Raw genomic sequence first — 16664 nt, 5'->3', positions numbered from 1 at the left:
GGTCTGGCGGGAGCCTCCGGCACGGCTCGACATGGCGGCGGCGGCGGCGGCGGCGGTGGCGTGATGTCGGCGTGCTGGCCTGCCGTGAATCTGTCGGCGGGGCTGAACATTACTGTGGGCGCGGGCGGTGCAGGCGGCGCCGCATCAGGCGCGGCGGGCGGTCAGGGCGCGCCCAGCCTGGTGAAGACCGGCGCTCAAATCCTGCTGACCGGGGAGGGCGGGCGCGGCGGCGCGGGCGGATCTGCGGCGTCGGGAGCCGGCGGCGCGGGAGGCGGCGGCCTGCCGCCTTCCAACGCAGGCGGGGCCTCTTCCGTTTCGACAGCCGGGGGCGCCGGGCAGGCGGCGGCGCGGCCCGACGGGCCGGGCGCGGGCGGCGCGGGCGGCGGCCTCAGCACGGCCAATGCGGCGCAGGCGTCCGGCGCAGGCGGCGACGGCGCCATGCTGCTTCTGAAGGCGGCGGGCGGAACGACAGAGGGGGCGGCCGGGCAAACGGCGCCCTGGCTTGATCTGCACTGGGCCGGAGGCGGCGGCGCGGGCGGCGGCGCCAGGACGTCCGGGGCCGGTCAGGCAGGCGGCGCGGGCGGACTTCATGGCGCCGGCGGCGGCGGCGGCGGCGCGGGCGTGACGGCGGCGGGCGCAGGCGGCGCAGGCGCGGCCGGCGTGGTCTGGCTGACGGCGGTGGGGTGAGCGCCATGATCCGACGCCTGCATCGCATCATCGACGCCGAGGACGCCCTGTCGCTCGGCGAACTGGAGCCGCTGTTGGACGAGGAGGCCTGGGCCGCGCCCGATCGCCTCTCGGCCGACGACTGTTTCGACCACCTGGGCGGCGACTGGCGAAGCTCGGCCGCGCCCGATGACCCGGAGGACGGGCAATGACGTCTGAATATCACGATAAACCGGCCGCGCGCCCGCAGGAGCTGGCAGAGGGCCGCTGGCTGTGGCGGCGCCTCTATGTCTATGCCGCCAGCCTGGCGCTGTGGCTGCTGTTGCGGCTGGCGGTGACGCGGGCGGCGGCGAACGACCTGCCGCGCATCGCCGAGGGGCTGATGGGGCTGATGGCCCTGATGTTGCTGCTGTATCTGGTGGCGCCCAGCGCCCAGCAGATCGTCAATCTGGCGCGACTGCGCGCGGGCGGGAAGCCATGAGCTTCCGTCTGTCGCAACGCTCGCGCGAGCGGTTGAAGGGCGTCCATCCCGATCTGGTCGCCGTGGTCGAGGGGGCCATCCTGCTGACGCCGGTGGACTTCATGGTCACGGAGGGGCTGCGGACGCCCGCGCGCCAGGCGGAACTGGTGCGAGCCGGGGCCAGCCAGACGCTGAACTCGCGGCACCTGACCGGCCATGCGGTCGACGTGGCGGCCTGGGTCGACGGCGGGGTGCGCTGGGACTGGCCGCTGTATCCACGCATCGCCGGGGCGTTCAAGGAAGCGGCTGCGGCTGCGAGCGCGCCGCTGATCTGGGGCGGAGACTGGCCGCGCCTGCGCGACGGGCCGCATTTCGAACTGGATCGGAGGGCCTATCCATGATGGGCCGTTTCCTGCGGATTCTGACGCCGCTCGGCTGGTGGGCGACGGTGCTGGCGGCGGGCCTGTTGTTGCTGATCGTCGGGCGGGGGTTGGGCTTGCGCTGGGATCCGCTGCACCTCCAGGCGCGTCGGCTGGAGGCGGCCCAGCAACGCCTCGATCGGGCGCAGACCGAGGCGTCCGCCCGAAGTCTGGAGGCCGCCGCACGCGCTCGCCAGCTCGAGGATCTCGACGCCTTTCACCGCAACGCCCAGGCCGTGACGCAGGCGACCGTCGCGGCTGAAATCCGAGCGAGGACCGCTGATGGTGCTGATACGCCCCTGGACCCTGATCGCGCTCGGCGTCTGCGCGAGCATGACCGCGAACTGTGCCGCCTCGCGCCCGTCTTCGCCGGTTGCGCCGCCCCGGCTGATCCTGGCTGAGGCGGCGACGCAGCCCTGTGAACTGGCCATGCTGCCCGAGCGTCCGACGGCGGCGGATCTGGAGGCGGCCTATGTGCGGCGCGGCGCGCAGGTGGCGGCGTGCGACGCCGCTCGGCGCCTGGCTGTGGAGACGCTGAAGGCCGAACGCGATTTGATCGACGCCTGGGCGCATGGGCGAAAGGAAGCTGGGCCGATATTGCCGGGCGACTAGGCAAAAAGCGCCGAGCTGCCGGGTGAATGGGCAAATATTGCCGGGTTCGGCGGCATGGTTTCCAAAATCTAACGCTGAAAAATCAAGGCTGTGCGTTCGAGGTGGGTCTGGCGCCGCCTGGCCCGCTCCTTGCGGTCATGGCCTGCGAGCAGAAAGCTCCCGGCAGCCAAAACGGCGTCGGACATCGTCGAAGACAAAGGACAGCCAAAATGGCTAACAGCATCAACACCAATGCTGGCGCTCTCATCGCCCTGCAGAATCTGAACGCGACGAATCGTGACCTGAACGTCGCGCAAAACCGCGTGAACACGGGTCTGAAGGTCTCCACGGCCAAGGACAACGGCGCGATCTTCGCCATCGCCACCGCACAGCGCGCTGAAATGGGCGCTCTGGACTCGGTGAAGCAGTCCATCCAGCGCGGTCAATCGATCGTCGACGTGGCCCTGGCCGCCGGCGAGACCATCACCAAGGCCCTGGAAGAACAAAAGAGCCTGGCGGTCGCCATCGCCTCTTCGACCGGCGCGGCTCAAACGGCCTACCTGGCCGACTACAACGCCCTGGGCGGTGAAATCACCAAGGCCCTGGCCGGCGCGACCTTCGACGGCGTGAACCTGTTCTCCAACACCACGCAGCAGTCGGTTCTGACCAGCACCTCGGGCGCGACGCAGGACATCGGCACGGGCGCGGCGATCACCGTCGCCACCACGGCTACGCTGACGGCTCCGGCCGACGCCACGGCCGCGCAAGCCGCGATCACGGCCGTCGACACCGCCATCAGCGGCTTCACCGCCGAACTCGGCAAGCTGGGCACCCAGTCGAAGTCGATGGAGCGTCAACTGACCTTCGTCAGCAAGATGCAGGACTCGCTTGAAGTCGGCATCGGCAACCTGGTCGACGCCGACCTGGCCAAGGAAAGCGCCCGCCTGACGGCTCTGCAGACCAAGCAGCAGCTGGGCGTGCAGGCGCTGTCGATCGCGAACCAGTCCAGCTCGATCCTGCTGGGCCTGTTCCGCTAACGCTGAAGGCGGCGGTTGAAGCCGCCGCCTGACCACCTCTCGCTACCGAGCAGAATGCTCACCGACGCCAAAACGGCGTCGGCCATCGTCTGAAGACAAAGGACAGCCAAAATGGCTAACAGCATCAACACCAATGCGGGCGCGCTCATCGCCCTGCAAAACCTGAACGCGACGAACCGCGACCTCAACGTCACGCAAAACCGCGTCAACACCGGCCTGAAGGTCTCCACGGCCAAGGACAATGGCGCGATCTTCGCCATCGCCACGTCGCAGCGCGCTGAAATGGGCGCTCTGGACTCGGTGAAGCAGTCGATCCAGCGCGGTCAGTCGATCGTCGACGTGGCTCTGGCCGCGGGCGAGATCGTCACCAAGGCTCTGGAAGAACAGAAGGGTCTGGCGGTCGCCATCGCTTCGTCGACCGGCGACGCCCAAACGGCCTATCTGGCTGACTTCAACGCCCTGGGCAATGAAATCACCAAGGCTCTGGGCGGCGCCAGCTTCGACGGCGTGAACCTGTTCAAGGCCAACGCCGCGGCTGTCGACGTCCGCACCGGCACGGGCGCGGGCGACACCTTCACCGTGAAGGCGATCGCCGGCGCTGACACCGCCGTGGCCACCGCCGGCGGCGCGGCGACCGTGGCCACCGCCACGACCGCTGCGGTCGAGGGCGCCATCACGGCCTTCACCGCCGTGTTGGGCGACCTGGGCACCAAGTCCAAGTCGATGGATCGCCAGCTGACCTTCGTCAGCAAGATGCAGGACTCGCTTGAAGTCGGCATCGGCAACCTGGTCGACGCCGACCTGGCCAAGGAAAGCGCCCGCCTGACGGCTCTGCAGACCAAGCAGCAGCTGGGCGTGCAGGCGCTGTCGATCGCGAACCAGTCCAGCTCGATCCTGCTGGGTCTGTTCCGCTAATCCGACGCGGTTAGGGAAGGGGCGGGCCGCTGGGTTCGCCCCTTTCTCGCGTCGTTGAGACGGGAGGCGCGGCAGGTCCGCGCAGAGGGATATGGCTGACAATGTCGCAGGAGTTTCCAGCGTAACCTATCTGGACCGCGAGCCGCAGGGCGCCGTGCTCGAGACGAAACCCGCTGTTCAGGCGTCGCAGAGCGCAGCCGATGACGCCGGCCGCTACCGGTTGACGATCGAGCGCGAGTCGACGGGCTATGTCTACAAGACTCTGGATCGCGTGACGGGAGAGGTGATCCGCCAGTTTCCCCGCGAGGAAGTGCTGAAACTGCGCCAGAGCCCAGCCTACGACGTCGGGAAGATCATCAAGACCGAAGCCTGATCCGCGCGTCCCAAGCAATGAAACGCCCCTCGGCATGGCCGGGCGGCGTTAACAGGCGTTGCGACGGCGTTAACCATACGCTCAGGAATCAGCGTCATTAATGCTCGCCAGAATCGGATCTGAGGCGAGAAAGCCATGAGCAACAGCGTAATCACCAATGCGTCGGCGCTTGTCGCGCTTCAGAACCTGAATGCCACCAACTCCAAGCTGGCGGCGACTCAGAGCCGGGTGAACACGGGCCTGAAGGTGCAGGGCGCCAAGGACAACGCCGCGACCTGGGCTATCGCCCAGAACCAGCGCGCTGACATGAGCGCGCTCGAATCGGTCAAGACCAGCCTCAACCGCGCCACCTCCTTGGCGGACGTCGCCCTGGCCGCAGGGCAGCAGATTTCCGATATCCTGGTCGAGTTGCGCCAGAAGGCGACCGCCGCGGCCGATCCTTCGGCGTCGGCGGCGACGCGCAAGGCCTATGACGATGAGTTTCAGGCTCTGCTGACATCGCTGGGATCGTTTGCGGCCAACGCTTCTTTTGACGGCGAGAACATTCTCGACGGCAGCTCGACCACGGCGCTGGATTTCCTCGCCAACGCCGACGCCTCTGAAACGATTTCGATGAATCGTCAGAATCTGACTCTGGCCGGGCTCTCGTTGACCGGGCTGGACCTGACGACCGAAACCAATGCAACCGCTGGCCTGACGGCCATCGAGGCGGCCTTGACCGACGCCAACGCCAAGCTCGCCGAGCTGGGCGCTCAATCCAAGCAGATCGAGAAGCACACCCAGTTCGTCACCAAGCTGATGGATTCGCTGGAAGTCGGCGTCGGCAACCTGGTCGATGCGGACATGGCGCGCGAAAGCGCGCGACTGCAGGCCCTGCAGGTTCAGCAGCAACTGGGCGCTCAGGCGCTGTCGATCGCCAACCAGGCGCCGCAGATCATCCTGTCGCTGTTCAAGGGCTGATCGCGGCTCTAGCCCAGCCGTCGCTGCGCGCCGTGTCCTAGCGACAGGGGAGGCGGCCGACGGCGGGTCGGTCGAGGGATCAGGCCGTAGAGGCTCATCAGCCTCGTCAATATCCAGCGCACGCGTGACATGGTCGGTCTCACCTCGGCTGTGGCGAGGCGAAAAACGGAGGTGTTCGGCGCGCGGTTCCTGGCGACTGTTAAACAGTTCGTTACCGTGGCGGGCGATGCTGACGGGCGGAGGTTTGCTTGGCGGCCATCAACAACAGTTATCTGCTGGGTCTTTTCGGCGCCGGAGCGGGTCTCGGCGGCCTGCCATCGGCCGCGCCTGCGGCCAAGCCCAAGACCCAGCCGACGGCGCCCTGGAGCCTGGACGCCAAGGAGAAGCCGAGCCAATCGGAGCTGCTGCGCTCGGCGCTGAGCGGACGCAAGCTCGTCAACGAAGAAAACGCGGTGCTCGATATCAAGGGCGCCTCTTCGAGCGACTATCGCAAGATCTTCGCCCTGTATCAGGGGCTGACGATGCTGGAGGCCCTGACCACGCGGGCGGGCGAGCGCAATGTGGGACGACTGGAGTCCGATCAGTTGTCTCGGCGCTTCGCCTCGGGCATGGCGGAAGTGACGGACTTTCTGGCCTCGGCCCAGTTCGACGGCGTGCGGATCGTTCAGGGCGTTTCGGCCTCGCAGAGCCAGTCGACGGCGGCCGTCGCCCGCGACAGCTCCAAATATCTGACCGGCCCGATTCATGACGGCGCCCTGACCGACGAGGTCGCCGCCTTCCAGGGCGATGTGCGTTTCGGCGTGACGGCGAAGACGATCGCGGGCAGCCAGACGGTCGCCATCGACCTGGCCGAGATGGGGTCGACGCCGCGCACGATGGATGCGGTGCTGGAGCACATCAACGGCAAGCTGGAGGCGGCGGGCGTGCAGACCCGCATTCACCGCCAGATGATCGAGGCCGAGCCGCGGACCGTGAAGGTCGGCGACAAGACCATCACCTTGCCCGCCGGGCCGACGCGCTGGGGACTGACGGTCAGCGGAACCCCGGCGGAGACGATCAGCTTCGTTCCCGCAGAGGCGCGGGATTCGATCCAGGTGGTGCAGGGCGTCGGGACCAAGGGCGGTCACGAAGTGCTGAAGTTCGACCCGGACGGCAATCCGGTCGCCGGCGCGGGCGGCGAGAGCTTCTGGGTCGAGGGCCGCAGCGGCGTCTCCAACCTGCCGGACGGCGTAGAGACGGTGCGCGCCAGCGCTGCGGGGCCGGACGGCTCCATGTGGATCGTGGCCGACGTCAGCGCCGGCTCTTCCACGCAGCCGATCAAGGGCCAGGCCGACGTCGTCCTGATGAAGCTGGATTCGGCGGGCAATGTGGTGGTCAGCCGGGCGTTGGGCGCGGCCTCCAAGGCCAGCGGCTACGCCATCGCCGTGGATGCGGACGGACGGGTGGCGGTCGCCGGCTCAGTGGTCGGCGCCTTGGTTCCTGGCGAGGCCGGAGCTTCGGCCACGACGGCGGACAGCTTCGTCACCGTTTTCGACGCCGACGGCCGCGAGCAGTGGACCCAGAGGCGCGGCGCCAGGGCCGAGGATGAGGCCACGGCCGTCTCCTTCGGCGCGGACGGCCGGGTCTATGTGGCGGGACGGGCCAAGTCGGCCATGCCGGGCGCGCTGGCCGTGGGCGGCTGGGACGGCTACGTCCAGGCCTTCAGCGAAAGCCAGATCCACAGCCTGGCGCCGATCAAGGCGACCGCGACGGGCGCGGCCCAGTTCGGCACGGCGGGAGACGACAACGTCCAGGCCATGACCGTCGACGGCGATAATCTCTACACGGCGGGGGTCGAGAACGGCGCCTTCGTGCTGCGTCACTTCCGCGTCGGTCCGACCGGGGCGCCTGAGTTGCTGAGCGTGCGGAACCTAGGCGCGTCCTCGGGCGGCGAGATCGCCGGTCTGGCGGTGGCGAACGGGCGGCTGATCGTGTCGGGGGCGACGGGCAACGGCGCCCTGAACGCGGGTCAGGTCGCCAACGCCCACGCGGGCGGGCAGGACGCCTTCGTCGCCAGCTTGTCCACGGACCTGACCGCTTCGGGCGCCGATCGGCTGACCTATTACGGCGGGGAGGGCGACGACACGGCCGCCGACGTCAAGGTGCACGACGGCAAGGTCTGGCTCACGGGCGTTTCGGACCGCCCTGTCGGCGCCAAGAAGGACGACCCCACGCGCGGCTATCTGGCGCGGCTGGACGCTCAGACCGGCCAGGTGGAATGGAGCCAGAGCTGGACGGCGGCCGAAGGACAGGCCAAGCCGCTGGCCCTGACGGTTTCGTCTGGCGGCGCCAGCGTTCTGGACCGGCTGGGCCTGCCGCAGGGCGAGATTGATCAGAGCGATTCCAAGGCCCTGGTGGACGCTACGGCTGTGCGCGCCGGCGACCGCTTCTATGTGCAGAATCCCGCGACCGGGCGGCAGACGGCCGTGAGCATCGAGGCGAAGGACACGCTACAGTCCCTGGCGCGCAAGATCGAACTAGCCTCGGGCCGCCATCTCAAGGTCACGATCAAGACGGACCGGGACTATCTGACGGGCATGGACGGCGACACGCGCGTGACCAGCGGCGGCGTCCAGCGTCTGTCGATCACCAGCGCCGACGGGCGGGCCGGCGCCGTGCTGATCCCCGGCGAAGGGGGGCGCGACGCCCTGGCGGGGCTGGGTCTGACGCCCGGCTTCATCGGCAAGTCGGCGGACGACAAGAAGAAGACCTTCGGGGTCAACCTGTCGCCGTTGCTCAACCTGTCCGGCGCCGAGGCCATCGCCAAGTCCAAGGATCAGGTGCAACTGGCGATCAAGGCCATGCGCGACGCCTATCGCGCCCTGTCGCCCGAAGCGTCCAAGCCGCCGGTCACGGGGCAGGCGCCGGCCTATCTGCAGGCTCAACTGGCCAACTATCAGGCTGCACTGGCGCGACTCACAGGCTAAGCCGGGGTGAACGGCGCTTTCGGTTGACGGCCGTGGGGCGGACGGGGTTAGTGGGGCCTTCGTTAGCGTTGAGAGCTGCATGGCCCTTTCCAAAGACAATCGCACGGTCCTGATCGTCGGCGCCGGCCTGGCCGTCGTCGGCGCGGTGGCGGCCGCCCTGGTGTTCAGCGGCGGGCGCGACGGACCTGTCGAGGCGCCGCCGGCGTCCAAGGGCGGACTGACCATCGACGTCGCCGAGGCCCCGACCCTGGAGCCGACGCGCGAGCTGCGTTGCTTCGTCAACGGACAGTTCGTCGGCCTGGCCACCCTGGCCGATTGCGCCCAGAAGAACGGCGTGGCCACCAGCGCCCTGGATGTCGGCCTGGATTCGACCGGCTCCCTGGTCGCAGCGCCGACCGCCTCTTTCGCGCCCCCGCCTGAAGCGCCCGTCGTGACGATGGCCGACGCCGCGCCTGTGGGGCAGCCCAGCGCCGCCGACGCCGCACGCCCTGCGGCCGCCGCATCGGGCACGGCCTGTCTGCGCCACACGGGCTCTGAATGGCGGCAGGTGTCGGGCAATATGAGCCTGGGCGCCTGCGTTCAGGCCCTCTACGCCGGAACCTGCGTGCGACCGGGCGACGCCCAGTACGGCCGCTGGGGCGACACCACCCTGCGTCTAGTGCCGCGCCGCGTCGAGCAGTCCAGCGACAACAACCGCTTCCGCACCCTGGCCCAGCAGGACCGCAACTGTCAGTTCCCGGAGCTGTGACGAAGGTGCGTGTTCTGACCTCTGGATTGGCCGTCGTGCTCGGCTCGGCCGCCCTGGCGGCCTGCGGCGCGCCTCAGCTCAAGGCGCCGACCGACAAGGGCGTCTGCTATCACGTCGGCGAACTGGCCAGCGACGCGCCCCGCTTCAACGTGGTGGCGCGCGATCAGCCGCAGATCGAGTTCTGCGCCGCGCGACTGGAAGAGATGCGCCTGAAATTCCTGAGCCTGGGCGGCAGCAACAATGAGATGGTCGGCGCCTATCAGGGCCAGTTCATCTTCATCGACCGCACGGGCGTCAAATTCAGCAAGAGCCTGGACGGCGCGCGGTTCTTCGCCCTGGCGCGGACCGGCGACGGCCGTCTGGCCATTCCGGGGGCCATCCAGCGCCGGATCGACGGACGCCCCGTGGCGGTGGCGCCCAACTAATCCACCCTGAATGGGGTGAACGAAACTAGAACATTTCGTCCGTTTCGGTTAAGGAGCGGACGACAAGACGAATAAAAGGACATCGGTCATGGCGGGCAGCGTCAACAAGGTCATTCTGGTCGGCAACCTGGGTCGCGACCCGGAAATCCGCTCGCTGAACAACGGCGATCGCGTCGCCAACCTGCGTATCGCCACCTCGGAAACCTGGCGCGACAAGGCCACGGGCGAGCGCAAGGAAAAGACCGAGTGGCACTCGGTCGTCATCTTCAACGACAACATCGTCAAGGTGGCTGAGAACTATTTGAAGAAGGGCTCGACCGTTTACGTCGAAGGCTCGCTGCAGACCCGCAAATGGACCGATCAGCAGGGCGTCGAGAAGTACTCGACCGAGATCGTCATTCAGCGTTTCAACGGCCAGCTGACCATGCTGGGCGGCCGCGGCGACAGCCAGGGCGGCGGCGGTGATCGCGGCGGCTACGGCGGCGGCGGTCGCGACGACGACTATTCCTCGGGCTTCTCGACGGGCGGCGCCAACAAGCCCTCGGGTCCGAAGGAAAGCTACGACCTGAACGACGACATTCCGTTCTAAGGTTCGTTCAGCGGAATATGAAGGCCGCGCCTCTGCTGGGGGCGCGGCCTTTTTCAATGAAGGATCAGCGCGCGAAGCGGCCCTTCTCGGCGGTTTCGGTCAGGGCTTGGCGGACGGCGGCGGTCAGTTCGTCCATGGTCTGCACCTGGCGCACGCCATAGGCGCGGGCGGTGATGTCGACGTTGCCCTTGCGCCAGAAGCCCTCGGGGGCCAGCACGATCAGCTTTCCGCCGCGCGCGTGCAGGCCCATTTCCAGCAGGCTGATCGGGCTTTGCGTGCCGGGCGCGAAATACATGACGATGACGTCGGCGCTTTCCAGGGCGGCCAGCTCCCACTCGACCTGGCGGCGAAACTCGGGCTCGTCCGCCTCGGGCGCCAGGCGGGGTTCCAGTCGGGGCGGCGGGGGTTCAGCACGGTGACGTCCATGTCGCCCAGGGCCTGCGTCAGCGCCGCCTGCCAGTCCGGCGCGCCGCCCATGTCGATGCTGCCGCCCAGGAAGACGCGCGGCCGAGCGTCGTCGATCGGCAGAGGCTGGGGCGAGACGACGACCGTCGGCTCGGCCATGGCGGGCGCGGCGGCGACGCAGGCGGTCAGGACAGCGAGGGCGGACAGCAGCGCAGAGGTCTTCATCGCGTCTCTATAGCCGGTTCGCACGGGCGGAGCAGGGGGCGCGGACGGGTAACCTGCGGTCATGCTTCGTGAGAGGCCAATCGTCGCGCCCTGTGGCAAGCATGGGGGCGTGTCCAGTTCCTCCTCCTCCCCGCACGCGCTGACGCCGCTCGAGATCGCCGCCATCGTGGCCGTTCTGGTCATCTGGGGGGTGAACAACGCCGCCGCCAAGGTCGCCACCGAGGTGCTGCCGCCGCTGATGACGGGGGCGCTGCGCTTCGCCATCGCCGCCGCCTGCCTGGTCTGGTTCGTGCGGCCGCCGTTTCCGAACTGGAAGAGCCTGCTCATCATCGCCGTGGTGGGCGGGCCGATCCACTACGGTCTGATCTACCTGGCCTTCTGGCTGGCTCATGACGTCAGCCCGGTGACGGTGGCGACCCAGCTGTGGATTCCGCTGACGTCCCTGTTCGCCTTCCTGTTGCTGGGCGAGCGGATTTCGCGGATGGCGACGGTCGGCCTGGTGATCGCCTTCATGGGCGTGGCCTGGATGACGCTGGACCCCCACGCCTTGCAGGACTGGAAGGCTATTCTGGTCGGGGCGCTGGGCGCCTCGGCCTGGGCGCTGACGACGGTGATCGCGCGCCGCACGACCTCGATCCCGCCGCTGAAGATGCAGGGGCTGCTGGCGCTGATGGCCTTGCCGGCTCTGACGCTGGGGTCGGCCCTGTTCGAGACGGGCCAGTGGGAGGCTGCCAAGGCGGCGACGCCGCTGGTGTGGGGCACCCTGATCTGGGCGGGGGTGATTTCGTCCGTGTTCGCGACCAGTCTGATGTTCTGGCTGGTGCAGAGGCGCGAGGCCGGGCGGGTGACGCCCTATCTGCTGGGCTCGCCCCTGGTGTCGATCCTGATCGGCGGCCTGTTCATGGGCGACGTGCTGACACCGCAGATCCTGACCGGCGTGGCGATCGCCCTGGCGGGGGTGGTCACGGTGGCCCTGGGGGAGCGCGGCTTGCGCGCCGGCGCTCCCGCCAAGGTTTAGGCGGCTTACTGCGCCTTGATGACCGCGCAGGCCACGCGGTCGCCCGCGCCGCCGATTGGCTGGCTGGAGTGATCGTCGGCGTTGGCGTGGATCACCAGGGCCGAGCCGTCGGCGTCCAGCAGCCACTGGCCGGGGCCGTTCTGCGACAGGCGGGCGTGGCTGGTGAAGACCTCGGCGTTCACGGCGCCGCTGGCGTCGGCGAAGACGTTGGGCAGGTCGCCGTCATCGGGGCCTTCAGAGTTCAGCAGGCCGTGGGGCTTCTTGGGATCGCCGTGGTTGATGTGAGCGCCGGCCGAGGTGAAGGGCGCCTCGCACTGGCCCGTGGCGTGGATGTGGATGCCGTGCCAGCCGGGCGTCAGGCCCGTGGCCTCGACCTTGATCAGCAGGCCGGTCGCGCCCTGCGTCAGGGTGGCCTTGCCGATGTCGGCGCCCTGGCCGTTGATGATGGCGACCTGAGAGGTTTGACCCGGCGTAGCGCGCATCATGGCCATGTGGGCGGCGTGCTGATCCGGCGTATGGCCTGCATGGCCCGCATGTTGTTGAGCCGACGCGGCGCCTGCGGCGAGGGCGATCGCCAGAACGCCGGGCGCGATGAAGGCGGTTGGTGTCAAGCGCATGAATTTCCTGTCCTTTTACACGCGGGGATTTCAGCGGCGTTTCTTTGCCACCACGGCCCCCTGATGATAGAAACCTGAATAGCGGATCACGTTCCGATTCCGGCCATCTAAAGCCTGATTTCCTTGACCGACGACAGCTACCAAAACGCCGCCCCCATGGCGCCGGGCGATATTTCGACCATCACCATCGAGGATGAGCTGAAACGCTCCTATCTCGACTACGCCATGAGCGTGATCGTCAGCCGGGCCCTGCCGGACGCGCGCGACGGTCTGAAGCCGGTGCATCGTCGCATCCTCTATTCAATGCACGATCTGAATATGACGCCGGAGCGCGCCTATTCGAAGTGCGCCCGCGTGGTCGGCGACGTGCTGGGCCGGTTCCACCCGCACGGCGACGCCTCGGTCTACATGGCCCTGGTCCGCATGGCCCAGGACTTCTCTATGGGGCTGATGCTGGTCGACGGCCAGGGCAACTTCGGCTCGGTCGACGGCGATATGCCGGCCTCCATGCGTTACACCGAGGCCAAGATGGCCCCGGCCGCCGTGGCCCTGCTGACTGACATCGACAAGGACACGGTCGATTTCCAGCCGAACTACGACGAGAAGGAGCTGGAGCCCGTCGTCCTGCCGGCGCGGATTCCGAACCTGCTGGTCAACGGCGCGGGCGGCATCGCCGTCGGCATGGCGACCAACATCCCGCCGCACAACCTGCGTGAAGTGATCGACGCCGCGGTCGCCCTGCTGGACGACCCGGACGTGTCGGACGACGCCCTGCTGGACATCGTGCCGGGGCCGGACTTCCCCACTGGCGGCGAGATCATGGGCCGCACGGCCCCGCGCAACGCCCTGCGCGACGGGCGCGGCTCGGTCATCGTGCGCGGCAAGGCGTCGATTGAAGAGATCCGCAAGGATCGCGACGCCATCATCATCACCGAACTGCCGTTCCAGGTGAACAAGCAGACCCTGATCGAGCGCATCGCCGAAATGGTGCGCGAGAAGCGTCTGGAAGGCATCGCCGACGTTCGCGACGAGTCCGACCGTCTGGGCATGCGCATCGTCATCGAGCTGAAGCGCGACGCTTCGGGCGATGTGATCCTGAACCAGCTGTATCGCTATACGGCGCTGCAATCCTCGTTCGGCGTCAACATGCTGGCGCTGAACCACGGCCGCCCCGAGCAGATGGGCCTGCGCAAGCTGCTGGAGCTCTTCCTTGACTTCCGTGAGGAAGTGGTGGTCCGCCGGGTCAAGTTCGAACTGGCCAAGGCCCGTGATCGCGGCCACGTCCTGGTCGGTCTGGCCGTCGCCGTCGCCAACATCGACGAGGTGATCCACATCATCCGCAGCTCGGCCGATCCGGCCGAGGCGCGCGAGCGGCTGCAGGCCAAGGCCTGGCCGGTCGGGGATATGATGGCCCTGGTCGAGCTGATCGCCGACCCGCGCACTGTCCTGGTCGAGGGCGACAAGATCCGCCTGACCGATGAACAGGCCCGCGCCATCCTGGCCCTGACGCTGTCGCGTCTGACGGGTCTGGGCCGCGACGACATCTTCGGCGAGGCGCGCACGCTGGCCGACACCATCCAGGGCCACCTGACCATCCTGTCGGATCGCAAGAACGTCCTGGCCATCATCCGCGAAGACCTGCTGCTGGTGAAGGATCAGTTCGGCGTCGATCGCCGCACCCTCATTGGCGAGGGCGACGCCGAGATGGAGGACGAAGACCTGATCCCGCGCGAGGACATGGTCGTGACCGTGACCCACTCGGGCTACGTCAAGCGCGTGGCGCTGAACGCCTATCGGACCCAGCATCGCGGCGGCAAGGGCCGCAGCGGCATGGCGATGAAGGATGAGGACGTCGTCACCAGCGTCTTCAGCGCCTCGACCCACACGCCGGTCCTGTTCTTCGCCACCAACGGCAAGGCCTATAAGCTGAAGACCTGGCGCCTGCCGCTGGGCAATCCGCAGTCGCGCGGCAAGGCCTTCGTCAACCTGCTCCCGATCGAGCCGGGCGACAGCATCATGAACGTGCTGCCCCTGCCGGAAGACGAAACGACCTGGGGCGACTACGACATCATGTTCGCCACCCAGTCGGGCGACGTGCGCCGCAACAAGCTCAGCGACTTCGCTACGGTGAACCGCGCGGGCAAGATCGCCATGAAGCTGGAAGACGGCGACGGCATGGTCGGCGTCGGCCTGTGCACGGCCGAGGACGACGTGCTGCTGACGACCGCCCTGGGCCGGGCCATCCGCTTCAAGGCCGACGACGTGCGCGTGTTCAAGGGCCGCGACTCCACCGGCGTGCGGGGCATCCGCCTGCAGGACGGCGATACGGTCATCTCCATGGCCATCTTGGGCCGTGTGGACGCGACGCCGGAAGAGCGCGCCGCCTATGTCAAACACGCCAACGCCATGCGTAAGGCGCTGGCTGGCGCAGACGCGGAAGAGGATGTCGTCACGGTCGAGGCCGATGACGAAGAGGCCGGCGACGCCGCCCTGTCCGTCGAGCGCATCGCGGAACTGGGCGCGGCCGAGCAGTTCATCCTGACGGTCACGGAAACCGGCTTCGGCAAGCGGTCCTCGGCTTATGAGTATCGCCGCACGGGTCGCGGCGGGCAGGGGCTGACGGCGCACGGCCTGGGCGGTCGCGCGGGCACGCGCCTGGCCGCCGCCTTCCCGGTCGAGGAGTCGGACGACCTGATGCTGGTCACGGACGGCGGCCAGATGATCCGCACCCCGGTCAGCCAGGTCCGCATCGTCGGCCGCTCCAGCCAGGGCGTGACCATCTTCCGCACCGGCAAGGACGAGAAGGTCGTCTCGGTCGAGCGTCTGGCCGATTCCGGCGGCGACGATGAAGACGGCGACGTCAACGAGACGTCGACCGACGAGGACGGCGAGGCCTGATCCTGCATGGCCGTCGTTCCTGAACTCTGGATCGACGGCCAACCTGCGGGGGTTGAGGATCTGGGCCGCCAGGCCTTGTTCAACTACGGCGCCCTGACCTCTTTCCGCGTGGAGGGGGGCGGGGTGCGCGGGCTGGATCGGCACCTGGGCCGCCTCAACCGTGCGGCGGTCGAACTGTTCGGTGAAGCTGTCGCCAAAGATCGCCTGCGCGATCAGATGCGGACGGCGCTGGCCGGGCGAGATGAGGCCTGGCTGCGCATCAGCCTGTTTTCAAATGAGCTTTCCCTGCGTCAGCCGCACTGGATCGGTGCGCCGCAGGTGATGATCAGCGTCTCGGCCCCGCCGTCGCCCTTGCCGCACGGGGTCCGCCTGCAGAGCCAGGTCTATGCCCGCGAGGCGCCGCATCTGAAGCACGTCGCCACGATGGGCCTGTTGCGGGCGCGGCGCATGGCGCGGCTGGCGGGTTTCGACGACGCCCTGTTCACCGACGCCGAGGGCCGGATTTCCGAGGGCTCGCTGTGGAATGTCGGCTTCATCGAGGGCGAGACGGTGGTCTGGCCCGAGGCGCCCATGCTGGACGGGGTGGCGCAGGCCCTGATCCGCGAGGCGCTGGACCGCGCCGGATCGCCGCAGCGGACCGAGGTCGTGCGCCTGTCGGACCTGCCCCGGTTTGACGGCGCCTTCCTGTGCAACAGCGCCACGCCCGCGGCGGAAATCGCGGCTGTCGACGGCCATGTCTTCGCCGGCGCGACGGATGCGGTGCAGCAGATAGGCGCCCTTTGGCGATCACAGCCGCGTCAGAAAATCTAGGCCGTTCATTTCGCACCTGCTAAACGGGCCCAAACGATGGGGAGGCCGCCGGCCATGCGTATCGGACTTTATCCGGGCACCTTCGATCCGGTCACCAACGGTCATCTCGATATCATCGGGCGGGCGGTCAAGCTGGTGGACCGGCTGGTCATCGGCGTCGCCAAGAACGACGACAAGGGTCCGTTGTTCTCGACCGCCGAGCGGGTCGAGATGCTCAAGGCCGAGGTGGCGCGCTTCAACGCCGACATTGAGGTGCGGCCTTTTTCCAGCCTGCTGATGCATTTCGCCGAGGAACTGGACGCCAGCGTCATCATACGCGGCCTGCGCGCCGTCGCCGATTTCGAGTATGAGTTCCAGATGACGGCGATGAATCAGCGCCTCAACAGCGACATAGAGACGGTGTTCCTGATGGCCGATCCGCGGCATCAGGCCATCGCTTCGCGACTGGTGAAGGAAATCGCCCGGCTGGACGGCCGGATCGACAGCTTCGTCAGCCCGGCGGTCGCCGCGAGCGTGTTGGCCAAGGTCAAGAAGGGTTGAGG

Annotated in this window: 20 protein-coding genes and 1 pseudogene; 18 read left to right on the top strand and 3 right to left on the bottom strand. The window is 68.1% G+C overall.

The window, feature by feature from the left end; genetic code table 11:
- From BJP32_RS17375 to ssb, 14 genes are all read left to right on the top strand, one after another.
- The coding region (locus BJP32_RS17375; RefSeq protein WP_369822428.1) for a glycine-rich domain-containing protein at positions 1-687 on the top strand (687 nt) is incomplete at its 5' end.
- 5 nt (positions 688-692) lie between these two features.
- Positions 693-878 carry a hypothetical protein gene (locus tag BJP32_RS15115; RefSeq protein ID WP_046654639.1) on the top strand — a complete coding sequence of 62 codons (186 nt, stop codon included), beginning with the start codon at positions 693-695 and terminating at the stop codon, positions 876-878.
- Positions 875-1147, top strand: a complete 273-nt coding sequence (locus tag BJP32_RS15110) for a hypothetical protein (protein ID WP_046654637.1) — start codon at positions 875-877, stop codon at positions 1145-1147. The genes BJP32_RS15115 and BJP32_RS15110 overlap by 4 nt, the downstream gene beginning before the upstream one ends.
- Complete coding sequence (locus BJP32_RS15105; RefSeq protein WP_046654635.1) at positions 1144-1527, top strand: M15 family metallopeptidase; 384 nt, start codon at positions 1144-1146, stop codon at positions 1525-1527. The genes BJP32_RS15110 and BJP32_RS15105 overlap by 4 nt, the downstream gene beginning before the upstream one ends.
- On the top strand, positions 1524-1946 hold the full coding sequence (locus BJP32_RS15100; protein ID WP_076224673.1) for a hypothetical protein: 423 nt from the start codon (positions 1524-1526) through the stop codon (positions 1944-1946). Before BJP32_RS15105 ends, BJP32_RS15100 begins: the two co-directional genes overlap by 4 nt.
- A gap of 28 nt (positions 1947-1974) precedes the next feature.
- Positions 1975-2157 (top strand): hypothetical protein, encoded by a 183-nt coding sequence (locus tag BJP32_RS15095; RefSeq protein ID WP_046654633.1) that lies wholly within the window; start codon positions 1975-1977, stop codon positions 2155-2157.
- Positions 2158-2366: 209 nt separating this feature from the next.
- Positions 2367-3173, top strand: a complete 807-nt coding sequence (locus BJP32_RS15090) for a flagellin (RefSeq protein WP_046654632.1) — start codon at positions 2367-2369, stop codon at positions 3171-3173.
- Positions 3174-3284: 111 nt separating this feature from the next.
- Positions 3285-4088, top strand: coding sequence for a flagellin (locus BJP32_RS15085; protein ID WP_046654631.1), 804 nt, complete (start codon positions 3285-3287; stop codon positions 4086-4088).
- Positions 4089-4179: 91 nt separating this feature from the next.
- Entirely contained in the window at positions 4180-4461 is a 282-nt protein-coding gene (locus BJP32_RS15080) for a flagellar protein FlaG (RefSeq protein ID WP_046654630.1), read from the top strand.
- Positions 4462-4596: 135 nt separating this feature from the next.
- Entirely contained in the window at positions 4597-5421 is an 825-nt protein-coding gene (locus BJP32_RS15075; RefSeq protein WP_003165527.1) for a flagellin, read from the top strand.
- A 248-nt stretch (positions 5422-5669) separates the two neighbouring features.
- On the top strand, positions 5670-8387 hold the full coding sequence (locus BJP32_RS15070) for a regulatory protein FlaEY (RefSeq protein ID WP_046654629.1): 2718 nt from the start codon (positions 5670-5672) through the stop codon (positions 8385-8387).
- 79 nt (positions 8388-8466) lie between these two features.
- On the top strand, positions 8467-9135 hold the full coding sequence (locus BJP32_RS15065; protein WP_046654628.1) for a hypothetical protein: 669 nt from the start codon (positions 8467-8469) through the stop codon (positions 9133-9135).
- Positions 9132-9560 (top strand): hypothetical protein, encoded by a 429-nt coding sequence (locus tag BJP32_RS15060; protein WP_003165523.1) that lies wholly within the window; start codon positions 9132-9134, stop codon positions 9558-9560. Before BJP32_RS15065 ends, BJP32_RS15060 begins: the two co-directional genes overlap by 4 nt.
- A gap of 88 nt (positions 9561-9648) precedes the next feature.
- Positions 9649-10149 carry a single-stranded DNA-binding protein gene (ssb, locus tag BJP32_RS15055; RefSeq protein WP_003165522.1) on the top strand — a complete coding sequence of 167 codons (501 nt, stop codon included), beginning with the start codon at positions 9649-9651 and terminating at the stop codon, positions 10147-10149.
- Between the two features lie 64 nt (positions 10150-10213).
- Here ssb and BJP32_RS17745 read toward each other — a convergent pair whose 3' ends face one another.
- Together BJP32_RS17745 and BJP32_RS17925 are read right to left on the bottom strand one after the other, a co-directional pair.
- Entirely contained in the window at positions 10214-10366 is a 153-nt protein-coding gene (locus tag BJP32_RS17745) for a hypothetical protein (RefSeq protein WP_233126860.1), read from the bottom strand.
- A 39-nt stretch (positions 10367-10405) separates the two neighbouring features.
- A pseudogene (locus BJP32_RS17925) lies at positions 10406-10626 on the bottom strand (nucleoside 2-deoxyribosyltransferase domain-containing protein); the annotation flags it as partial.
- Positions 10627-10840: 214 nt separating this feature from the next.
- Between BJP32_RS17925 and BJP32_RS15045 the strand changes: the two are divergent.
- Complete coding sequence (locus BJP32_RS15045; protein WP_046654625.1) at positions 10841-11797, top strand: DMT family transporter; 957 nt, start codon at positions 10841-10843, stop codon at positions 11795-11797.
- Positions 11798-11802: 5 nt separating this feature from the next.
- Here BJP32_RS15045 and BJP32_RS15040 read toward each other — a convergent pair whose 3' ends face one another.
- Positions 11803-12288, bottom strand: coding sequence for a superoxide dismutase family protein (locus BJP32_RS15040; RefSeq protein ID WP_233126863.1), 486 nt, complete (start codon positions 12286-12288; stop codon positions 11803-11805).
- A 282-nt stretch (positions 12289-12570) separates the two neighbouring features.
- On the opposite strand from BJP32_RS15040, the gene gyrA reads away from it, so the two are divergent.
- Genes gyrA through coaD form a run of 3 tightly spaced genes read left to right on the top strand, consistent with a single transcriptional unit; the run spans position 12571 to position 16662 of the window.
- Entirely contained in the window at positions 12571-15312 is a 2742-nt protein-coding gene (gyrA, locus tag BJP32_RS15035; protein ID WP_095046156.1) for a DNA gyrase subunit A, read from the top strand.
- A 6-nt stretch (positions 15313-15318) separates the two neighbouring features.
- A complete protein-coding gene (locus BJP32_RS15030; RefSeq protein ID WP_046654620.1) occupies positions 15319-16122 on the top strand; it encodes an aminotransferase class IV in 804 nt (267 codons plus the stop codon).
- Between the two features lie 54 nt (positions 16123-16176).
- Positions 16177-16662, top strand: a complete 486-nt coding sequence (gene coaD / locus BJP32_RS15025; protein ID WP_003165515.1) for a pantetheine-phosphate adenylyltransferase — start codon at positions 16177-16179, stop codon at positions 16660-16662.
- Positions 16663-16664: the final 2 nt, after the last annotated feature.

This window comes from Brevundimonas sp. ZS04 (assembly GCF_001956865.1).
Classification (GTDB): Bacteria; Pseudomonadota; Alphaproteobacteria; order Caulobacterales; family Caulobacteraceae; genus Brevundimonas; species Brevundimonas diminuta.
Note: the sequence above shows the minus strand (reverse complement) of the source record. Positions and strands in the feature narration are given on the sequence as shown.

Excerpts from the sequence above, each read along its gene's own strand:
- BJP32_RS15075 (WP_003165527.1), top strand. The coding sequence starts at position 4,597 with ATGAGCAACAGCGTAATCACCAATGCGTCGGCGCTTGTCGCGCTTCAG.
- gyrA (WP_095046156.1), top strand. The coding sequence starts at position 12,571 with ATGGCGCCGGGCGATATTTCGACCATCACCATCGAGGATGAGCTGAAA.
- BJP32_RS15090 (WP_046654632.1), top strand. The coding sequence starts at position 2,367 with ATGGCTAACAGCATCAACACCAATGCTGGCGCTCTCATCGCCCTGCAG.
- BJP32_RS15030 (WP_046654620.1), top strand. The coding sequence starts at position 15,319 with ATGGCCGTCGTTCCTGAACTCTGGATCGACGGCCAACCTGCGGGGGTT.
- BJP32_RS15115 (WP_046654639.1), top strand. The coding sequence starts at position 693 with ATGATCCGACGCCTGCATCGCATCATCGACGCCGAGGACGCCCTGTCG.
- ssb (WP_003165522.1), top strand. The coding sequence starts at position 9,649 with ATGGCGGGCAGCGTCAACAAGGTCATTCTGGTCGGCAACCTGGGTCGC.
- BJP32_RS15065 (WP_046654628.1), top strand. The coding sequence starts at position 8,467 with ATGGCCCTTTCCAAAGACAATCGCACGGTCCTGATCGTCGGCGCCGGC.
- BJP32_RS15095 (WP_046654633.1), top strand. The coding sequence starts at position 1,975 with ATGCTGCCCGAGCGTCCGACGGCGGCGGATCTGGAGGCGGCCTATGTG.
- BJP32_RS15105 (WP_046654635.1), top strand. The coding sequence starts at position 1,144 with ATGAGCTTCCGTCTGTCGCAACGCTCGCGCGAGCGGTTGAAGGGCGTC.
- BJP32_RS15045 (WP_046654625.1), top strand. The coding sequence starts at position 10,841 with ATGCTTCGTGAGAGGCCAATCGTCGCGCCCTGTGGCAAGCATGGGGGC.
- BJP32_RS15110 (WP_046654637.1), top strand. The coding sequence starts at position 875 with ATGACGTCTGAATATCACGATAAACCGGCCGCGCGCCCGCAGGAGCTG.
- BJP32_RS15100 (WP_076224673.1), top strand. The coding sequence starts at position 1,524 with ATGATGGGCCGTTTCCTGCGGATTCTGACGCCGCTCGGCTGGTGGGCG.
- BJP32_RS15080 (WP_046654630.1), top strand. The coding sequence starts at position 4,180 with ATGGCTGACAATGTCGCAGGAGTTTCCAGCGTAACCTATCTGGACCGC.
- coaD (WP_003165515.1), top strand. The coding sequence starts at position 16,177 with ATGCGTATCGGACTTTATCCGGGCACCTTCGATCCGGTCACCAACGGT.
- BJP32_RS15040 (WP_233126863.1), bottom strand. The coding sequence starts at position 12,288 with ATGGCCATGATGCGCGCTACGCCGGGTCAAACCTCTCAGGTCGCCATC.
- BJP32_RS15085 (WP_046654631.1), top strand. The coding sequence starts at position 3,285 with ATGGCTAACAGCATCAACACCAATGCGGGCGCGCTCATCGCCCTGCAA.